This window comes from Hyalangium minutum, assembly GCF_000737315.1.
Taxonomy (GTDB): domain Bacteria; phylum Myxococcota; class Myxococcia; order Myxococcales; family Myxococcaceae; genus Hyalangium; species Hyalangium minutum.
On sequence record NZ_JMCB01000011.1, the window covers coordinates 147920 to 167183 of the forward strand.

At 68.8% G+C, this 19264-nt stretch carries 17 protein-coding genes; 5 read left to right on the plus strand and 12 right to left on the minus strand.

Annotated elements, in window-relative coordinates; translation table 11 throughout:
* The 5 genes from DB31_RS27075 to DB31_RS46035 form a co-directional block, all read right to left on the minus strand.
* The gene (locus DB31_RS27075; protein ID WP_044192797.1) at positions 1-828 is read right to left on the minus strand and encodes an MlaE family ABC transporter permease; all 828 of its coding nucleotides are present in this window, start codon (positions 826-828) and stop codon (positions 1-3) included.
* The gene (locus DB31_RS27080) at positions 825-1331 is read right to left on the minus strand and encodes a hypothetical protein (protein WP_044192798.1); all 507 of its coding nucleotides are present in this window, start codon (positions 1329-1331) and stop codon (positions 825-827) included. Before DB31_RS27080 ends, DB31_RS27075 begins: the two co-directional genes overlap by 4 nt.
* A gap of 194 nt (positions 1332-1525) precedes the next feature.
* On the minus strand, positions 1526-2419 hold the full coding sequence (locus tag DB31_RS27085) for an MBL fold metallo-hydrolase (RefSeq protein WP_240486906.1): 894 nt from the start codon (positions 2417-2419) through the stop codon (positions 1526-1528).
* Between the two features lie 48 nt (positions 2420-2467).
* Positions 2468-3178: a FecR family protein gene (locus tag DB31_RS27090; protein WP_157232198.1), complete on the minus strand. Its 711-nt coding sequence runs from the start codon at positions 3176-3178 to the stop codon at positions 2468-2470.
* A gap of 100 nt (positions 3179-3278) precedes the next feature.
* Positions 3279-4979 carry a sulfatase family protein gene (locus DB31_RS46035; protein WP_044192803.1) on the minus strand — a complete coding sequence of 567 codons (1701 nt, stop codon included), beginning with the start codon at positions 4977-4979 and terminating at the stop codon, positions 3279-3281.
* A 73-nt stretch (positions 4980-5052) separates the two neighbouring features.
* On the opposite strand from DB31_RS46035, the gene DB31_RS27100 reads away from it, so the two are divergent.
* On the plus strand, positions 5053-5955 hold the full coding sequence (locus tag DB31_RS27100; RefSeq protein ID WP_338034315.1) for a DMT family transporter: 903 nt from the start codon (positions 5053-5055) through the stop codon (positions 5953-5955).
* Positions 5956-6056: 101 nt separating this feature from the next.
* On the opposite strand, the gene DB31_RS27105 is transcribed toward DB31_RS27100, so the two are convergent.
* Positions 6057-7676, minus strand: a complete 1620-nt coding sequence (locus tag DB31_RS27105) for a methyl-accepting chemotaxis protein (protein WP_044192805.1) — start codon at positions 7674-7676, stop codon at positions 6057-6059.
* A gap of 235 nt (positions 7677-7911) precedes the next feature.
* On the opposite strand from DB31_RS27105, the gene DB31_RS27110 reads away from it, so the two are divergent.
* Positions 7912-9693 (plus strand): hypothetical protein, encoded by a 1782-nt coding sequence (locus tag DB31_RS27110; RefSeq protein WP_157232199.1) that lies wholly within the window; start codon positions 7912-7914, stop codon positions 9691-9693.
* A 4-nt stretch (positions 9694-9697) separates the two neighbouring features.
* Here DB31_RS27110 and DB31_RS27115 read toward each other — a convergent pair whose 3' ends face one another.
* Positions 9698-10114, minus strand: a complete 417-nt coding sequence (locus tag DB31_RS27115; protein ID WP_044192806.1) for a DoxX family protein — start codon at positions 10112-10114, stop codon at positions 9698-9700.
* Positions 10115-10219: 105 nt separating this feature from the next.
* On the opposite strand from DB31_RS27115, the gene DB31_RS27120 reads away from it, so the two are divergent.
* The gene (locus DB31_RS27120; RefSeq protein WP_044192808.1) at positions 10220-11893 is read left to right on the plus strand and encodes an amidase; all 1674 of its coding nucleotides are present in this window, start codon (positions 10220-10222) and stop codon (positions 11891-11893) included.
* A 21-nt stretch (positions 11894-11914) separates the two neighbouring features.
* On the opposite strand, the gene DB31_RS27125 is transcribed toward DB31_RS27120, so the two are convergent.
* The gene (locus tag DB31_RS27125; RefSeq protein ID WP_083968728.1) at positions 11915-13453 is read right to left on the minus strand and encodes a DUF2142 domain-containing protein; all 1539 of its coding nucleotides are present in this window, start codon (positions 13451-13453) and stop codon (positions 11915-11917) included.
* 127 nt (positions 13454-13580) lie between these two features.
* Here DB31_RS27125 and DB31_RS27130 point away from each other — a divergent pair, with 127 nt between their 5' ends.
* Together DB31_RS27130 and DB31_RS27135 are read left to right on the plus strand one after the other, a co-directional pair.
* Positions 13581-14609 carry an alpha/beta hydrolase gene (locus DB31_RS27130; RefSeq protein WP_052420274.1) on the plus strand — a complete coding sequence of 343 codons (1029 nt, stop codon included), beginning with the start codon at positions 13581-13583 and terminating at the stop codon, positions 14607-14609.
* A gap of 119 nt (positions 14610-14728) precedes the next feature.
* Positions 14729-15109, plus strand: coding sequence for a hypothetical protein (locus DB31_RS27135; protein ID WP_044192814.1), 381 nt, complete (start codon positions 14729-14731; stop codon positions 15107-15109).
* Here DB31_RS27135 and DB31_RS45195 read toward each other — a convergent pair.
* From DB31_RS45195 to DB31_RS27155, 4 genes are all read right to left on the minus strand, one after another.
* Complete coding sequence (locus tag DB31_RS45195) at positions 15036-15770, minus strand: response regulator (protein WP_052420275.1); 735 nt, start codon at positions 15768-15770, stop codon at positions 15036-15038. The two genes, DB31_RS27135 and DB31_RS45195, sit on opposite strands and share 74 nt — an antisense overlap.
* A 201-nt stretch (positions 15771-15971) precedes the next feature.
* Positions 15972-16706 (minus strand): tetratricopeptide repeat protein, encoded by a 735-nt coding sequence (locus tag DB31_RS27145; protein ID WP_052420276.1) that lies wholly within the window; start codon positions 16704-16706, stop codon positions 15972-15974.
* A gap of 16 nt (positions 16707-16722) precedes the next feature.
* A complete protein-coding gene (gene recF / locus DB31_RS27150; RefSeq protein WP_044192817.1) occupies positions 16723-17856 on the minus strand; it encodes a DNA replication/repair protein RecF in 1134 nt (377 codons plus the stop codon).
* Positions 17857-17985: 129 nt separating this feature from the next.
* Positions 17986-19176: an ATP-binding protein gene (locus DB31_RS27155; protein WP_157232200.1), complete on the minus strand. Its 1191-nt coding sequence runs from the start codon at positions 19174-19176 to the stop codon at positions 17986-17988.
* Positions 19177-19264: the final 88 nt, after the last annotated feature.

Consider the following 19264-nt stretch of genomic DNA (forward strand, 5'->3'; position numbering starts at 1 on the left):
CTAGAGGTAGAGGGTGATCTTGGTGATGAAGAAGTCGGCCAGGCAGACGGTGACGGAGGTGATGGCCACGGACTGCGTGGTGGCGCGGCCCACGCCCTCGGTGCCGCCCTCGACGGTGAGGCCCTTGAAGCAGCCCACCAGCCCGATGATGACGCCGAAGATGGCGCCCTTGAGCACGCCGGAGGTGAAGTCGATCAGGAACACCGTGTCGAGCGCGCCCTGGAAGAACATGTCCAGGCTGATGCCGTATTGCGCGTTGACGACGAGCGCACCGGCGACGAGGCCGATGACATCGGCCATGACGGTGAGCGTGGGCAGCACGAGCAGACAGGCGAGCACGCGGGGCACCACGAGCTTGCGGATCGGATCCGCTCCGAGCGCGCGGATGGCATCCACCTGCTCGGTGACGGCCATGGCGCCGAGCTCGGCGGCGATGCCCGAACCAATGCGGGCGCCCACGGTGAGAGCGGTGAGCACGGGGGCCAGCTCGCGGAAGAGCGTGAGGATGACGACGCGGCCCACGGTGTACTGGACGCCGAAGCGGGCGAGGAAGAAGCCGAACTGGAGGGAGATGACGAGCCCGGCGAAGGTGGAGGTGAGCAGGGCGATGGGCAGAGAGCGCACGCCCAGGGACTCGGTGTGGTAGACGAGCGCGCCCCAGTCATAGGGGGGCCGCACGGCGCGGGAGAAGACCTTACCGGTCATCACCGCGAGCGCCCCGAGCGTCTCCAGGCGCAGCCGCAAGCGGGCGGCGAGCGAGGGTGTGGGCTCGGGAGGCGAGAGCTCGGCACTGGAGTCCGGGGTGTTTTCAAGCGTGGTGGTGCTCATCGGTCCCGCTCCGCGTGGAAGCCCGCGAGCAGTGCGTCGAAGTCCGGCATGCGGGCCTCGGCCTGGCCGGGGGGTGCGACGTAGGTGAAGTCGAAGACGCAGCCGTCCTTCTTGAGAACCACGAGCTCGAGCTCCACGGGGACGCCATCGAGCTTGGCGATGTGGCGCGAGCGCATGGCCTCGCGGCCGTCGAGCTGGACGAGCTGCTGGGAGAGTTCCTCGCGCTCGGTGAAGCCCATCAGGAGGTGACGGGTGAGGACGGGGAGGGGCGGATCATCATGGCCCTCGCAGGTGGAGTTGATGGAGATGGCGCGGCCGGTGTCCGTCTCCGAGAAGGCAAGGTCATTGCCTTCGACGAAGACGCGGTGCCAATGGTTGGACAGCTCGCCGATGCGGTAGCTCACCTGTTTCTTTTTGAGGACGGAGTCCTCGAAAGCGACCCGGCGGCAAGCCGAGGTGGCGGTCAGGATCAGCAGTGCGAGGATCAGTGGGAACCGCGTCATCACTCCGTCTCCGAGGAAACGGAAGCTAGGCACGGACCGTCAGGTGCCTAGGGGCAGACCGGTAAAGGGTTGACTGGAGGGCACGGCAACACCGCGCCGAGCCCCGGTCGCACGGTGGAGCCCACCCAATGGGGCGGAAGTTCGACCACCAGCGAACAGATGACCCACTGCGGCAAGAATGGACGCCCGCTGAGTTAGGGGGCGGACTCTGCCTGGCGCGTCAGCTCCGCGCCCAACAGCATTGGTAAGAACATGGGGTAGCGGTGGTGGGGGTAGCGCTGGTTCACCGTCTCCGTGGCCCGCGCGAGCGCCTCACGATGGGGCAGGCCCTCCTTCCGCGCGGACGCGACTGCGTCAATCACCGTGTGGAGGTACTCCGCCTGCTGCTCCAACAACTCGGGCCCGCCGGTCATGCCTCGCCCGGCGTGGATCCACTTCGGGTTCAACGCCCGCAGCTCGTCCAGGCGGTGGAGCCACTCCTCAGCGTTGCCGTGCTCGAACCAGCTGTGGGCGCCGCTCGAGATCAGGTCCCCGACGAACAAGTGTCCCTCCCACTCGATGACCAGATGCGCGGGGCTGCAGCCGCTTCCCAGCACGTGCACCTTCACGGTCAGCCCCGCGGCGCTGAACTCCCGGGTGCTGCTCCCCAGGCTGTCCGGTAGCGCCAGCGTCTGCGGGTAACCACCGTGCCTGTACTTCTCGAAGAAGACCGATGACCACTTCGCGTGGACATCTGGAATGGCCTCGCGGATCTGCTCCGACGTGACAACCGGCACCCCTTGCGATTGCAACCACGCCGTCCCATTGAAGCGATCCGGATTCGAATGCAGGACGATCGCCAGCTTTACATCCTTGCCCGTGTTCCACTTCGCGAAGCGGATCTTCTTCCTCAGCGCGGACGGAAGGAACTGCGTGTCGATCAGGATGAGCCCCTCGGGGCTCTCGATCCAGTACGACGACGTCTCGAACGACCAGTCAGAAGAGATGTACTCGCCGACCCGCCGGTCTCCCTGCTCCTGCGCAGTGTTCGAGTACCGATGCCCCTGCTCGGAAGCAAAGCAACTGAGGAGGACTCCGACCGACGCCACGAGCACCCATCTCATGGTGCCGAGTCTAACCCCCGCGCGCTCCTCGCCCTACCGGGCGTTGCGCCGCTCGCGAATCTGCTCGCGCAGCTTCTGCCGGCGCTCCGGCGGCATGCGTTGCAGCCGCTCCATCCGCTCCCGCGTGACCTGGATGAACTTCCCGAACCCGCCTCGCGGACCCGCGAAGCGCTCCCGGAACACCTTCGCACGCAGCAGGCGCAGCCGCTCGCCCCCGCGCACCTGATGCACCGTGCTCGCCATGGCCTGCGCCGAGCCTGGAGTGCCCTCGCTCTGGGCCACTTCCACCAGCCCCTCCTCCACATCCACGCGCGTCTCCTCGCCCTCCACCTCCACCTGGAACGTCGTGCCCCGCACACCCGCCACCGCCCGCTCCGTGGTGATGTCGAACTTCGCCGGAGCGCCCGCCACCGCCTTCTTCACCTTCGCCCAGACCGTCCCCACCAGCAGCCGCGCCGAGAAGGACTTGCGCTCCAGCCCCGCGAAAGTGGCCTCGTCCACCTTCAGCTTCGAGCCTCCCGCCAACACCAGCGTGCTCTCGTCCGTCAGCAGCAGCGCCAGGTTGCCCCCGGACTTCACCTCCAGCTCGTCTCCCACCTCAATGGCGCTCCCCGCCTCGAGCGCCTCGGCGGGGCCTCCGGCCGGCGTGCGCGTGGCCTCGCCCTCCAGCTGAGCCACCTTCCCCACCTCCGCGAACGCCGGAAGCGCCAAGCAACACATCAACCCCAGCACCCAGTAACGCACGGAAGCTCCTCCCGAGGACGTGAACCTCACTATCCCCCAACCCGCCACGAGCCCCCAAGTTGCGGGCTCGCGGCGGGCGCACCGGGTACCACGGCCAGACTCAGTCCCGCAGTGGGCCCTTCGTGCTCGCCGTGTCCGCGTTCCGGTTCAGCGTGTGCGGCAGCAGCCGCTTCTGCCGGCGCTGCTCCTCCAGCACCTTCTGCAGCGCGTCGCGCACGTCCTGGGACAGCGGCGCCTTGGACAACGCGCTGCACCGGTTGTGGGTCTCCAGCGGATCCTCGCTCAGGTCGTAGCACTCGTACTCGCGAGGGATGAACCGCGCCGTGGCCACCCCGTCCGTGTTGCCCGCGTTCCCCACGTAGAACCGCGGGTTGTCCGAGTAGCAGCTGTACTTCCACAGCGTGTCCCCGGTCAGCTCGGGCAGCCGGGTGATGATCGTCTCGATGTGCTTGGGTTGGATGACGGCGCTGTACGCCTGGCCCGTCAGGTTGTTCGCCATCTGCAGCCCGGACTCCACGGCGTCGTCCGTCATGAAGTAGATGGGCTCGTGCTGGGGCTCCTCCTTGCCGAGCACCAGGCCCGACAAGTTCCGCCCCACCAGGGGCTGGGCCTCGGTGTGGTCCGCCGCCAGCTCCCGCCGCACCGCCTCCGCATCAATGTCCGCCAGCCCCAGCAGCGTGGGCAGCAGGTCCACGTGCGACGTCACGAGCTGCGTGGTCCGCCCCTCGGGGAACAGCTGCGGATTGGAGATGACGAACGGGACGTGCAGCGTCTCCTGATAGGCGTTGTACCACTTCTGCATCATCCCCCCGTGCGAGCCCAGCATCTCCCCGTGGTCCGAGGTGAACACGACGACGGTGTTCTCGAAGAAGGAGGTGTCCTTGAGGTGGTTGTACACGCGGCGGATGTGCTGACTCACCTCGGCCATCAGGAAGTAATAGAACTGCCGGTAGCTCTCCGTGTCCCGCTGCGGCAGGTACATGCGCGGGTACGTGTACACGTAGTCCTTCTGGCACCGCGGCTTGTCCTCGAGCGACTCGGTGGCCGTGGGAGAGGCCGTCACGTTGGGCAGCTTCCCGGCCTGCTGCAGCTCGGTGAACTTCGTGAACCACGGGATGCCCGAGAAGACGATGTCATGCGGGTTCACGAACGAGGAGACGATGACCCACGGCGTCTCCGCCTCGGCCCCCGAGCGTTGGTCCAGCTCCGTCAGCAGGCGGCACACCTGCTCCGCGAAGCCTGGGTCTCGCACCGTGCCGTCGTTGGCCTGCGCCGAGCCATGCGGCTCCGGGCCGATCCACCCCGAGAAGCCGTACTTCTCCAGGCGCTGGGCTTCCTCGTAGAGCGCGATGCGCTCGGGATACGGGGTGCCGCTCGTGTCATTGCTCATGACGGGCGTCTGCGTGCCGGGCACCAGCAGGTCCTCGTCCGAGAGGTGCCACTTGCCCCGGTAGTGCGTCTGGTACCCGCCCTTGCGGAAGTACTCGCCGAGCGTGGGCACCGTGTTGGGCTCCAGCCAGTACATGTCCGGATCAAAGGACGACTTGCCAATGCCCGGCGTCTGGCTCACGCCGTGGAGCGAGGGGTACTGCCCCGTGTAGATGGTGGTCCGGCTGGGCGCGCACGCGGTGGCCGCGGCATGGTGGCGGAGGAACTCGAGGCCGTTGCGCCGAAGCTCCTGGCCGACTGCGTCCGTCTCGAGACGGAACTTCCGGGCCTCCTCGTTCTCGTAAGGAGGTGGGAAGCGCTCCTCGTCGGTGGTGATGATGAGGAAGTTGGGCCGCTTGCCGTTGATCTTCATGCAGGACTCTCCATTGTGAGAAAGCGCCTTCACCCGCACGAGGAGTGTAAGCCACGGCAGGAGGGGACGATCCATGGCAGTGGCGTCCGGGCTGCCGCCAGCATATGCCCGCTCCCGCCCCGCCATGCTTCGTCCCCGCCTCTACCTCCTCGCCGCTGCCCTGCTCTGGTCCACCGCGGGTGCGGCCGTCAAGCTGTCCACCCTGAGCGCGTATCAGATTGCCTCGGGCCGCTCGTTGATCGCCGCGCTGGTGCTGTGGCTCGCCTTCCCGGCCGGGCGTAAGCGGCCCTCACTGCGCGCGCTGGGGGTGGCAGTGGCGTACGCGGCCACCGTGGTGCTCTTCATCATCGCCAACAAGCTCACCACCGCAGCCAACGCCATCTTCCTGCAAGACACGGCGCCCCTGTACGTGCTGCTGCTGTCCCCGCTCCTGCTCCGCGAGAAGCCCTCTCGCGGCGAGCTGATGGCGGCGCCCATCTTCCTGCTGGGCCTGAGCCTGTTCTTCCTGGATCAACTCCAGCCCGGCCAGCTCTTGGGCAATGGCATCGCGCTGGCCTCGGGCGTGGCCTTCGCGCTCACGATTCTGGGGCTGCGCGCCGCGAGCAGCGAGGGCCAGGTGGTGCTGGTGTGGGGCAACCTCCTGGCGGGCGTGAGCGTGCTGTTGCCCGCGCTGGGTGGCCCCACGCCGACAGTGCTGGATGTGGGGCTGTTGGTATTTCTGGGCGTGTTCCAGCTCGGGCTGGCGTACACGCTCTTCAACCTGGGTATCCGTGAGACACCCGCCGTAGAGGCCTCGCTGCTCATCCTGCTGGAGCCGGTGCTCAACCCGGTGTGGACCTTCATCCTCGCCGGAGAACGTCCGGGCCCGTGGGCGCTGGTGGGCGGCAGTATCATCCTCCTCGCCACGGCGTGGCGCACGGTGCTGGGTGCGCGGAGCGCGGGGTCGCCCGCGCAGAGGACCACCGCCGAGCAGTAAGCCCCGCGACGGCAGAGCCCTGCTCCTCGCGAGAAGCGCGTGAACTCCTCGTCCGCGCTGCCCGGATGGAGCTCTTTGCGCTTCTTGGGGCCCGCCTCACGTCACCCAGGCTCCGCCCGTGCCCTGGGACCGGGACGCGCGGCCACCGGAGTGAACCGCTGCGCCCCCAGCGCGGCGCCCCCCACGCGGAAGAACGCAATGAGCTGCTGCAACGACTCCGCCTGGGAAGCGAGCTCCTCCGCCGTAGAGGCGAGGTCCTCCGCTGCGGAGGCATTGGCCTGCATCGTCCGGTTGATCTGCATCATCGCCCGGTTCACCTGGGTCACGTTCTGCGCCTGCTCGCCCGACGTGACCGAGACCTCCTTCACCAGCGCTTCGGTCTTCTGGAGGGCCGGCAAGAGCCGGGCGATCGCCTGGCCCGACGCATCGGCCGTGGCGACGCTCGACGTGGCTCTCTCGCTGATCTCCTTCGCCGCAGCCTGGCTGCGGACCGAGAGCTTCCGGACCTCGGTCGCGACCACCGCGAAGCCTCTTCCATATTCGCCCGCGCGGGCCGCCTCGATGGCCGCGTTCAGCGCGAGCAGGTTCGTCTGGTAGGTGATCTCCTCGATGATGGAGATCTTGCTGGTGATGTCCCTCATCGCTTCGATGGTGCGAGCCACCGCCTGCCCGCCGTGCTTGGCCTCGGCCCCAGACTGGACCGCCATGGACGCCATTCCCTGAGCGTTCTGAGCGTTCTGGGTGATGGACGTGTTCATCTGCTCGAGGCTCGAGGAGCTCTCCTCCACCATCGCAGCCTGCTCGGAGGTGCCCTGGGAGACGCGCGTCGAGGAGGCAGCCACCTGCGACGCCGCGGCGCTGACCGAGCCCGCCGCGCCGCGGATCTCCCCCATCGTGACCTGGAGCTTCTCGACCATCTGGCGCAGCGCGAAGAGCAGACTGCTCGAGTCCTGCGCCTTCGTGGCGATGCGGACCTCGAGGTCTCCCTCCGCGACGCGCTTCATCATCTCCGCGGCGTAGCCCGGCTCGCCTCCAAGCTGGCGGTTGATGACCATCGTGATGAAGAAGCCCACGAGCACGGCCACGCCCAGCACCCCTGAGAGGATGATGAGCACCGCCTGGGTGACTCCGGCCGCCGTGCTCCGGGCCTGCTGCGCGAACTGCTTCATGCCGTCGAACTCACCGGTCTCCAGGCTGGTGAGCTGCCGCTCGACCTCGTTCTCGACGGCGCGCACCCTCTTCACGCCAGCGTCGGTGTTCAGATCGGTGCTCAGCTTCGCGAGCTCGAGGAGCCGCCCGTTCATCGCCAGCTCGTAGACGCGCTTACGCTTCTCCTGGAGCTGCTCGTACAGTTCATTGATGTCGTCGACCCGACGCAAGGCGCGGGCATCGGTGTGATCGAGCGTGTCGCGATAGGCCTTCATCGCCTCGATGAATCGAGCGTCACTCTCGCGGATCTCCTCCATCCGTGTCGTGAGGAGCTCCGTATCGAGGTCGAGGACGATGTTCCGGATCGCACGCGACGCGTGGAGCATTGCGATGTCCGCTTCCCTCAGCCGGGCCACGCCCAGAGCATGGCGCTCGTAGAGCGTCCCCAGGCTCTGCTCAATCAAGTCCATCCCTTTGAGCCCCTGCAATCCGATGAGCAAGGCCAGCAGAGCAACGAGCCCAAAGCCCATAGAGAGCTTGGTGGCGATCTTCAGGTTGAAAAACCAGGACATCTCTCACCTCATCCCCGCCTGGGTGTACCGCTGCGACCCAGGGCTGTCCAACCCACAGCCGTGGCGGGCAATGGCGAGAGCCTCGAGCCGCGCAGCCCTTGGCTGCTGATCAGGGAGCCAGAGCGCCGGGCGCTCAAGCTGGCGACACGCAGCTCTTTGCCACAAGCGCGTGAGCCATCCCCTGTTTCGGGGTATCATCGGACGCATTCTCACTTCGTTTGCACTCACAGCGCTCGTGGCCCTCGGGCCCGGCCAGCTCGACAAGGCGCCCAGCGCGGGGCAGCGACCGGCCGGTCAGCCGGCCCTCGCAGCTTCGGCTTCGGGCCCCATCCCCGCGGGTCTACCCGCGCGCCTGCTCGTGGGACTGTTCGAGGACACCGGGCAGACATGGATGAAGGACAGCGGCGTTCCCTGGGACGTGCGCTACCGCTACTTCGTCAAAGGCTGGATCGACAACTGGGGCTATGGCCCGGGTAACGGCCAGTGGGGCCTGCAGTTCCTGAAGGAGTGCCAGGCCCAGGGCTTCCTGCCCGCCATCCAGTACTACCAGCTCAACGGTGAGCCCGGCGGTGGCGAGGACCAGCTGCTCGCCAAGGTCCGCAACACCGCCACCATGCGGAGCTACTTCTCCGACTTCAAGGCGCTCATGCAGCGGGCCAAGGAGTTCGGCAAGCCCGTGCTCGTGCTCGTGGAGGCGGATGGCTTCGGGCTGCTGCAGAAGCAGACGCAGAACGATCCCCACGCCTCCGCCGCTGTCGCCTCCACGGGGCTGCCCGAGCTGAAAGGGCTTCCCAACACGGTGGCGGGCTGGGGGCTCGCCTTTCTCCAGCTGCGCAAGGCGGTAGGGGCCAGCAACGTCATCCTCGGTATCCACATCTCCGCCTGGGCGGGAGACGGAGACCTGGCCCACTTCTCCGTCACCCTGCCCCTCCAGGCGGAAGTGACGAAGGTGCACGCGTTCCTCCAGCCGTTCGGGCTGGCGCCCAACGTCACGGGCAGCACGTGGGATGTGCTGGTGGGAGACCCACTGGACCGGGACGCGGAGTTCTACCGGCGCACCTCGAAGCAGGACCGGTGGTGGGACGTCAGCGACTCGGCGCCCATCACCTCCAAGAGCTTCAACCGGTATGCGGAGTGGCTGCGCCTGTGGAACGCCACCTCCGGCAAGCGCTGGGTGCTGTGGCAGATTCCCCTGGGGAACTCGAACCACCTCAACGTGGACAACACGCGCAACGCTCCACGCGAGGGCTACCAGGACAACCGCCCCGAGTACTTCTTCGGTCCCAACGGCGCCGCGCATCGGGAGAGGTTCGCTCGCAGCGGCGTCATCGCCCTGCTCTTCGGCAAGGGCGAGGGTCGGCAGAGCTCGTACACCAATGATGTGTACAAGGATGGGCAGCTCTTCATGAAGAGCCGCGCGGGCGCCTTCCTGAAGGCGGGCGGTCTCGCCATTCCCGCCTCGGGGTCTCCTGCGACAGGTGGAGGAGTGACGGCCCCGCCGCCCCCGGTTGCCATGCCGACCCCTGCTCCTGCGCCCACGCCTGCTCCCGCGCCTGCTCCCGCGCCTCCCCAGGCGGCGGAGTTCCAGTTCGAGAGCGGCATCCAGGGATGGAAGAGCTGGGGCCCGCTCATCCCCGGCGTCTCCACCACCACCACCCGGGCCTTCGCAGGCAGCCGCTCGCTCGAGGTGAAGGTGGCGGGCGCCCCCAAGGGCATGTCCAAGGTCTACGTGCCAGGGGCCTCCGTGCCCGCAGGCAGGACCGTGTCCTTCCGCGTGTGGATCCCCACCGGCCACCGCCTCAGCGCCTTCCAGCCCTTCGTGCTGCAAGGGGAGGCAGGCGGGTGGAAGTGGTCCGGCTCGTGGATCGCGGCCACTTCCTTGAAGGCGGGGACCTGGAACACCCTCACCCTCCAGATGCCCGCAGGCGCGGTGTCGCCCTTCCAGGAACTGGGCCTGGAGATCTTCACCGAGGCCTCGTGGAAGGGCTCGGTCTTCGTCGACTCCGTGAGCTGGTAGCCAGCTAGCCCCCACCGTGTGAGCGGCCGAACTTCCGGTCCACGCTCCAGATGCCCGCGCCGCGGCAGGCAAAGAAGAGGAACAGGAAGGAGTACAGCAGCGCCAGCTCCCCCGTGTTGACCGCGGGGACCAGCTGCGCGCCGAGCTGGAACTTCCAATGAAACTGGATGTAGGCCACCGCCATGGTCCCGCTCGCCAGGAAGGCCGCCCAGGTCGTCCGGACACCCGCCGCGATGGCCAGGCCCGTCCCAAGCTCGATGACCCCACCGAGCCAGCGCTGGGTTCCGAACGCCACCGGCGCCTTCTCCGTGAAGACCCCGAAGAGCTTCTGCATGCCATGGACGCTGAACATGAGCCCCGCGACGATCCTCAGAAGGGCGTAGGCGATATCAACTCTGGGACCAAGGAAACGAGCGAGCATGATGAGTCGTTGGGTCTGCTGACCCTGTGTGAAGTGGAAGTGGGCTTGTTATCAGCCGACTGCGCCGTGTGCCCGTCAACCGTAACGGCGCTAGGCTCTGCCTCCATGACCTACCAGCGAAATCCGGTAAAAGCTCCCCGTGTCTCGGGGCTGGCGCTCAAGGCGCTCGTCAACACCATGGAGAGCAGCCTCGGAGCCGTGGTGCTGGACAAGTTGGTGAAGGACAGCGGCATCGAGCGCTGGCGCGAGCTGTCTCCCGGAGACGCCCCTCCCCTTCAGCACCCCCTGCCTCATGGCGCTCCCGCCGCCGAGCCCCAGCCCGCCACCGAGCAGGCCACACGAGCGATCGCCGCATCCCCGCCGCCCCCGGAGCGTGAGACGGTGTCCGCCTATCTCCGCGCCTATCGCGAGGGCGGCCTGGAGCCCGTCACAGTGGTGCGGCGGCTCCATGTGGCCATCGAGCGGCTCGACAGCGGAAAGGACCGCCTGGGCCTCTTCGTCGCTCGCAAGCCCGAGGAGGTGCTTCGCGCCGCCGAGGCCTCGGGCGAGCGGCTGCGCTCAGGCAAGCCGCTGAGCGTGCTCGACGGCATCCCCGTGGTCCTGAAGGACGAGGTGGACCTGGCCGGCTTCCCCACCACGCTGGGCACCAAGTTCCGAACCCATGCGGCCACAGCCGACTCGACGGTGGCCTCGCGCCTCAAGGCCGCTGGCGCCGTCATCCTCGGCAAGGTCAACATGAACGAGATTGGCATCAACCCCATCGGGTTGAACCCGCACCACGGCGCCGCGCGCAACCCGTGGAACCGGGGCCACATGACGGGCGGCAGCTCGAGCGCCTCGGGCGCCGCCGTGGCCGCGGGCCTGTGCCCCTTGAGCATCGGCGCGGACGGAGGTGGCTCCATCCGCATCCCCGCGGCCCTGTGCGGCATCGTCGGCCTCAAGGCCACCTGGGGACGCATCCCTGAAACAGGAGTTCCCCCGCTCTGCTGGAACGTGGGCCATGTGGGGCCCATGGGCCTCACCGTGGATGACGTGGCCGCCCTGTACGCGCTCCTGGCCGGGCCTGATGGCCAGGACCTCGTCGCGCAGATGCAGCCTCCCCACCACCTGTCGGGCTACGAGAACATGAACCTGCAAGGTGTCCGGCTCGGCATCTGCTGGCCCTACTTCGAGGACGCCGCCCCCGAGGTGGTGGCTCGCTGCAAGGAGGCCGTGAAGGCCCTCACCCACGCGGGCGCCACGGTGGTCGAGCTGCCACCGCCCGACTTGAACACCGTGCTGTGGACACACAGCTGCATCATCCTCAGCGAGATGGCGGCCTCCATGCGGCAGGAGGTGGAAGAGCGCGCCTCGGACTTCGGCCTGGACTCGCGCACCAACCTCGCCATTGGCCGGCACTTCCGGGCGATAGACCTCGTGCATGCGCTGCGGCACCGGCACCGGCTCACGCGCGAGCTGCTCGCGACCATGGCGAATGTGGACGTCATCATCACGCCGACGACAGCCACCACGGCTCCAGCCATCCCCGAGGCCGCGCTGCCCGATGGCGAGTCGAACCTTCCCGTGGTGGACGCGCTGATGCGCTTCATCCGCCTGGCCAACCTGACGGGCTGCCCCGCGCTCTCCGTGCCTGCGGGCTTCGACAGGGCGGGCCTGCCGGTGGGACTCCACCTCATGGGCCGGCCCTACGAGGAGCACCTGCTGCTGCGCCTGGGCCGCGTGGTGGAGCGCGCCACCGAGCACCGCAAGCCGCCCACCCACGTGAGCGTCCTGCGCTGAGCCCGCCTCGGGCCTCGTCTCTCAGCGAGGATGGGGCGGAGTCGCGTGAGGCTCGCACGTTCCGGTGCGGCCCGCCCACCACACGCACAGCGGCAGGGCCACGGCACACAGGAGCGCGAGCACGCACCCGCTCGCCCAGCCCAGTGGCGGTTGCCACTCGGCGCTCGAGAAGAAGAGCCAGGGCCCCTCGTTGCCCACCGCCGAGCGGCGCGCGTTGGAGTACCACGCCACCGCATGCAGGAACCCGGCGCCTCCCGCCAACCACACCCAAGGGAAGCGCTGGCCTTGTGCCTGCTCCTCGCGCTCTGCGGACAAAGCCCCCGCACCGAAGAGCAGCGGCAGGGCACACGTGAGCGGCAAGACGTAGCGCCCCTGGAGCCAGAACTCGGAGTTGCGGACGAGCATCGCGTAGAGCCCCAGAGGCACGGCGAGGATGCCCACCGCCACCACGCCCGCGCGCCACCGCCACCCGGCCGATAGCCGAGGCCAGCATCCCACCCCCAACGCGAGGAGCAGCACGCCCCAGGCCGGATACGCCCACGCGGGCATCTCCGCGTCCAGGTACTGGAAGACGCCCACCTGCTCGCGAAGCCACACCGGGTAGTGCTTGAAGGCCTCGCGCCATGCCCTCAATGACGGGAGCAAGGTCACGGGGACAGTAGCTCCATGGAGTCTCTCCCAGAGGCGGCTCAAGAGCAGCGCGCCCAGCAGCAGCCCCCCTCCCAGCAGCACCCGGGAGCGCTGGTGCCGCGCGAGCTGCACCACGCCTGCCCTCCCGAGCAGGACGAGGAAGCTGCCCACCAACAGCACCACCCACGCCACTCCCAGCGCTCGCGCGATGCCGAGGGCCACACCTCCCACAAGACACGCGGCCCAGGCCCATGGCCCTCCTCGCGGCTGAGAGGCCAGCCGATAGAGTCCCGCAGCGAAAGTGAGCGCCCCGGCGACCTCCGGGCCACTGGGGCTGAGCGCCGCCATCGTGCCCAGGCCCATGGGCGTCAGCGCCACCGCGAAGGCTGTCAGCGCGGGCGCGGGCTCTGGAGTCTCGGCAAGCGCCCGCAGTGCCAGCCCCAGCAGCACCCCGCACACGAGCAGGTTGGCCAGCCGCGCCAGCGGCAGCGCGGAGCTGGGGCTGTGAGCCGGAAGCATGGCCACGGCCGGAAGCAGGTAGAAGGCCGGTGGGTACGCGCCCGTGACGGTGACCTCCCTTCGAGCCTCCGGGTACGCACCCGCCTGGGCCAGACAGCCGGCGGACTGCTCCGCCACGAACGCGTTACAGCCATACCCCCGAGGCGCCATGCCCGCGGGAACGTCGATGAAGCGCGACGTCTGCCGCAGGAAGGCCTGCTGCGCAGGGGTGAACCCTGGAAAGTCGAAGTCCTCGGGGAGCCGGTCACCGATCCACCGTCCCTCGCGAATTCCCACGGTGCGCAGGTAGTGGGCCCACTCATCCGCCCCCGAGAACAGGGGCGTCGCCATGGACCACGCGACGAGCCACAGGCCATAGCACCCTGCCATCAGCCATGCGGGCCAGGCCTTGCTCCGCGAGTCCGGGGACATGGCGCGGAACAAAGCACACCTGTCCCGAGGCACAAGCCTGGGATGCACGGCCCTCACCCAGAGCCAGTGGACAACGCAGCCGCGCTGCTCGATGAGCGTCCCTTCTCACCCAAGGACGTCTCTCGACATGCACTCTTCCCGATTCCTCGCAGTCCTTTCCGCCGCGCTGCTCCTCGCCGCCGTGCCCACCCAGGCCGAGGCACAGACAGCGCCCCCTCCGCGCGTGTGTGTGCGCCATGACGTGGCCGTGTCACTGATCCCCGGCACGCTGGCCACCGAGCGCGTCGCCACCTGGCTGTGCGCGCGGGGCTCGCTCTCCTCGAACCGCACCGTGCAAGTGCTGCTCTCCGGCAACACCTACGGCAGCGCGTACTGGGACTTCCCCTACCAGCCCGAGCGCTACTCCTACGTGAACTGGATGACCGACGCCGGCTACGTCACGCTGAGCGTGGACCGCATCGGCATCGGCCAGAGCAGCCGCCCGCTCTCCACGTTCGTGAACATGGGCTCCAACGCGTGGGTCGTCGAGCAGATCGCCGCCCGGCTCGCTAACGGCACGCTCGCGGGCGTGGCCTTCTCCAAGATTGTCCTCGTCGGCCACTCCTACGGCTCGGCCGTGGGGATGCTCGCCGCCAGCCGCTCGGCCGCCGTGGACGGCCTCATCGTGAGCGGCATGCTCCACGGCGTCGGCTACGGACTCCTCCTCAACGCCGCCGCGATGTACCCCGCGCAGCTCGACGCCCGCTTCGCGGGCCAGTCCATCCCGCTCGGCTACCTCACCACGCAGCCCGGCCTGCGCGGCGTGTTCTACTCCGCGCAGAACACCGACCCTCAAGTGATCGCGGCCGACAACGCGGCCAAGGAGACGATGACCGCCGAGGAGGCCATCACGCAGGAGCTCGGCGTCCTCGCGTCGCTGGCGCTGAAAGTCCCCGTGCTGTCCGTGGTCGGTGACGATGACGCCACCTTCTGCGGCGTGCCGACCTGCTCGCAGCCGGGCAGCGCGGCCTCGCTCGAGCCGCTCTACTATCCGCCCGCCGCCCAGCTGGAGCTGCAGGTGGTCCCCAACGCCGGGCACAACCTGAACCTCCACCTCAACGCGCACACCTGGTTCGCCATCGCGCAGGAGTGGCTGGACCGGCGCTTCGGCCCGTAGCCCTGCTCCGCCCCGCCGCCCTCCGGGCAGGCACAGCCCGCCGCTTGCTCTCGTGCCGTGCCTGTTTGTCCCAGGATGGCGATGTTTCTTCCTGGACTCTCAACCTGGAGGAACACCCCATGGACGGAGGATTGGCCCTCTTCGGCTTTGGTCTCTTCCTGCTGTCGATCGCTGGCCTGTATGTCCGCACGTCATTCGGCCTGGCGTGGTTTCTGCTCGCCACGGGTCTCGTGTCGATGGGCATGGCCTTCAGTGAGTCCAAGCGCCTGCGTGAGGTCTCGCTGGGCCTGGGCGTCGCGCTGCTCGGCGCCTCGGTGGTAAGCCTCATCATGGGCGCCGTGTGGTGGATGGTGCTCGGCGCTTTCCTCTTCGCTGCGGCTTACGTCGTGCTCTGGGCGGAGTTCCGCTTCGCCACCTTCGGCCACATCACCCCAGAGCAGATGCCCCACCATGAGCGTGGCTGGTGGCGCCCCCACTGGCCCCGGCGCGCTCACCGCTAGGCGCTCCCGGCCCGAGCGAGCGGGCCAACAGCCAGTCCATCCGCGTGGAGATGGTGAGCTTCAGCTCGGGCAGCGCGGGCACCATGTGCAGCCGAGGCTCGCGCCACCCCACCAGCTCGAGCAGCGCCGCCTCGCCCACGCGCCCCGCGACCGTCGCATGCACGGGCTCTCCCGCCAGCACGTGAATGGTTCCACTGCGGCGGCCCAAGCCCACCTCCAACATGCACGTCCTGCGCTCTCTCGCCAGCAGTTGCAGGAACCCAAAGAGCGTCACTCCCTCGAGACACTCCTGCTCCTGAATTCGCAGCCGCTCGCGCACCCGCTGAAGCAGCAGCTGGGGGTTGATCATCTTCGGGAGACAGGGCACCTGCGGCTCCAGCCCCAGGCCTCGCAGGCCATCCCACGGCGCGTGGCTGCTCAGCACCATCACCGGTACCAGCGGATGGTGGTTCATCAAGTGCACGAGGAGCTGGAAGCCATCCACCACCGGCATCCATAGATCCGTGATCACCAGCTCCACCCGCCGCTCGTCGACGAGCTTCGCTGCCTCGTCAGCGTGGGAAGCCTCCAGCACCGAGAACTCGTCGCGCCGAGCCATGAGCGCGCTCTTCACCCGGGCCCTCACGTACTTGTCGTCGTCCACTACGAGGATGGTCTTCATGTACCTCTCCACGCATGGGACGCGCTACCGCCGCGCCCGTTTCTCGGCTGCGTGCGTGAGAGGCAAAGCAACACCAGTGCCGTCTCCCGAGGAGCGGCAAACCCTTGGAACCCTTGGAGATGCCCCGGCACCCCGGCGGGCGCCGCGCAGGCTTTGCGTCTGGCTCCCGGCCGCGTGCGTCCCGTCCGGAAGCGTGGCGCGTCACTGACCCTTCAGGAGCACATCCAGGTTGTGACGGCAGTCCACACTGTCCGGCTGGGTGGAGAGACAGGCGCGGAACTCTTCTTTGGCCTCCTCCAACCGTCCCGCCCGCGCGTAGGCCACGCCCCGGTTGAAGCGGTAGCCTGGGTGGTCCGGCACGAGCAGCACGGCGGCATCGAAGCGCTCGAGGGCCTCTTTCAGGTCTCCAGCCTCCAGGCGCAGAACGCCCAGCAGGTTCTGGGCATCCGCGTTGGACGCATCCACGGCGAGCAGCTGCCGCAGGTGCCGCTCCGCCTCCTCGGGCTTCTTCTGGGCGATATACGCCTTGGCCAGGTTGAAGCGCGCCTCGTGGTAGTCCGGGTTCACCTTCAGCGCGCGGAGGAAGCGCTCCTCCGCGGTGCCAGCGTCCCCATCCTCCAGCTCCAGCGCGCCCAGGTTGTTGTAGGCCTGCGCGGACTCGTTGTTCAGGCGCAGCGCCTTCACGAAGAACCCACGCGCGGCCTTCGTGTCGCGGTCGCACCGCATGGCGATGAGGCCCTTGTTGACGAGCGCGTCCGGGTAGTCCGGGCTGAACTCGAGCGCGTGGTCACAGTGGGCCGTGGCGGCCTGGCAGTCCCCGGCGTTGAGGGCCACCGTGCACGCTGTGTTGTGGTCGACGGCGATCGGGTTGATCGCCGCGTGCGGCAGGCACGAGGCGGCAAGGAAGGCGGCGGAGAGCAGGGGCAGGGCGCGCATCGCCCCCGACTGTAGCTCAGGCAGGCGCTTCCACGAGCCGAGGCGTCACCTGTCCCGCGTGCACGTCCACCCAGAGCGTGTCCGCGGCCGCCGCGCCTCGCACCAGCGAGGCATCCGTGGTGGTCAGGAACACCTGCGCCCCGCTGCCGGCCAGGTAGCTCATGAGGTAAGCATTGCGCTCCGGATCCAGCTCGCTCGACACGTCGTCCAGCATCAGCAGCGGCAGGAAGCCCGTCGCCACGTGGAGGTTTTCGATCTCGGCGATCTTCCAGCCGAGCACGAGCGCGCGCTGCTGTCCCTGGCTCGCATAGGCCCGAGCGCTGCGGCCGCCCAGCGTCACCGTCACGTCGTCCACGTGCGGCCCCACCGAGGTGAAGCCTCGCTCCAAGTCTCTCCTCCGCCGCCCGGCCAGCGCCTCCAGCAGCGCGTCCTGGAGCCGAGGCTCATCCGCCTCGGAGAAGTCCTGCCCCAGGTGCGAGGGGTGGTAGCCATACGCCGCAGGCTCTGGCGTGCGGCCAATCGAGGCGAACGTGGCCTGCGCGCGCGGCGACAACTCCGCCATCAGCGCTCGCCTGCGCACGTACACCCGGGCCCCCGCGCGCGCGAGCGTCTCGTCATACGCATCCAGGTACGCCGCATCCGCCGCTGGGCCCTCGCGCAGCAGCCGGTTGCGGTTCTTCAGCGCGCGGGCGTAGTCCCGGCTCTCCTTGAGGAAGGCTGGGAAGCGGTTGAACACCGCCCGGTCCAGGAAGGTGCGCCGCGAGTCCGGCCCGCCCTTCACCACCTCCAGGTCATCCGGCGTGAAGGCCACCACGGAGACACCGCCGAAGTACTCCTCCAGGCTGGCCGCCTTCTTCCCATCCACCATGGCCTGGCGCACCCCGCCGCTCACCTCCACGGAGATTTCCCGCTCCGCCCCCTTGAGGAGGAAGCGGCCCGTCACACGCGCGCCCTGCGCGCCCCAGCGCACCAGCTCAGAGAGCCGGCCCGCGCGCAGCGGCTTGAGCGTGGCGAGGAAGTAGAGCGCCTCCAGCAGGTTCGTCTTCCCCTGGCCGTTCTGCCCCACGGCGATGGTGGCGTGCGGGCTCGGCACCAGGGAGACCTGGTGCAGGTTGCGGAAGTCCTGAACTTGAAGCGCGAGCAGGCGCACGGTGCGAGGCTCAGACCAGCGGACGAGGGTGGTAGCTCCTCGTCATAACGCGGACTTGGCGGCAGTGGGGGCACAAGGTGAAGAGAGCCTTCCTGGCCAGCGGACAGACAGGGGCCCCAGAGGGCCGGTTCACGGCCCCGGGCGGGCCACGGAGCGCGCAGCCTGGGCGAGCCCTGGCAGGTCCTTCATGTCCCCAGCCACCTCGCTCGGAGGCAGTGCCGCACGGGCCGGAGAGAACAGCCGCGCCGGCGTCCGGGCCTGGCCCCGGAGGCGAATGAAGAGCTGCAGCGCCTCGCGCACGCGGTCCACATCCGGGCCCGTCTCGTCCTTGGCGCGGACTGCCGCGGCTCCCAGCCGAGCCCAAGCCAGCTCCTCGTTCCACACGCCCGTGGGCCGGGCCTGAGACAGCCGCGTCAGCTCGGCGGCCAGCTCGAAGAGGCCCGCGCGCCCCTCGCTCATGCTGCCACGGGCCACCAGCCGTGCCTCCGGCGACGGCTCACCTGCGGCGAGCCACACCAGCAGCTCGGGCACCTCTTCTTCGCGAGCCACCACCGGAGAGAGCCGCGCCTCCAGCAGCTCGCCGAGCCGCGCGCGAGACACGTCGTGCCAAAAAGCCGCGTGCAGCATCAGCTCCGGTCCGCTGCGAGGCACCCGCACCGGTGCTCGGCGCACGCGGCGCTGGAGGAAGACCCGCACCCGGCCCTCTTCATCGAAGCGCCCCAGCCGCTCCCACAGCGCGCGCAGCGCCGCGTCGGCCAGGGGCAGCGCGCGGCAGAGCTCGTCCGCCTCCGCCACGTTGAAGGGCAGAGCGCCCTCGGGAGTGGGACGCTTGAAGAGGCGCTCGAAGACCTCGGCGGCGGCACAGGCGGCGCGCAGCTCCGGCAAGTTGCGGGGAAGAATCTCCACGGCCCGGCCCCACGCGCGGCGTCCCAGCAGCGGACCGGTGGCGAGCACCTGCTCCTCCAGCTGCAACATCGCCGCGCTCAGCGAGTCCACGGGCTCACCGGGCCCCAGCCGCCGCTCCACCGCGCGTGCCACCTCCTCGCGCAGGTGCCGCACCTCCTCCAGCAGCTTCACCGGGGCCAGCTCCCGAGGCCACCCTTCAGCGGCGGCGCGGCGTCCCACGGCGGCCAGCGTGGCATCCACTTCGGGCTGGGCCAGGGCCACCTCGCGCAGCAGCTCGAGGTTGGCCCGGAGCCTGTCCCTCCAGAAGAAGGCGTTCAGCAGCCCTCGGAGCGCGCGGTAGCGCAGGCGCGTGGCCTCCAGGAGGTCCGCTCGGTCCTCCAGCCTCGCTCGCAGGGTGTCGGGATGAGTCGCCACGTTCCCCGCACTATAAGGAGGACTCCGGCGGTCGGCAGGCCTCACCTCCCGAGCGGGCGTTGGGGAACGAACCATCAGATGGCCCCTT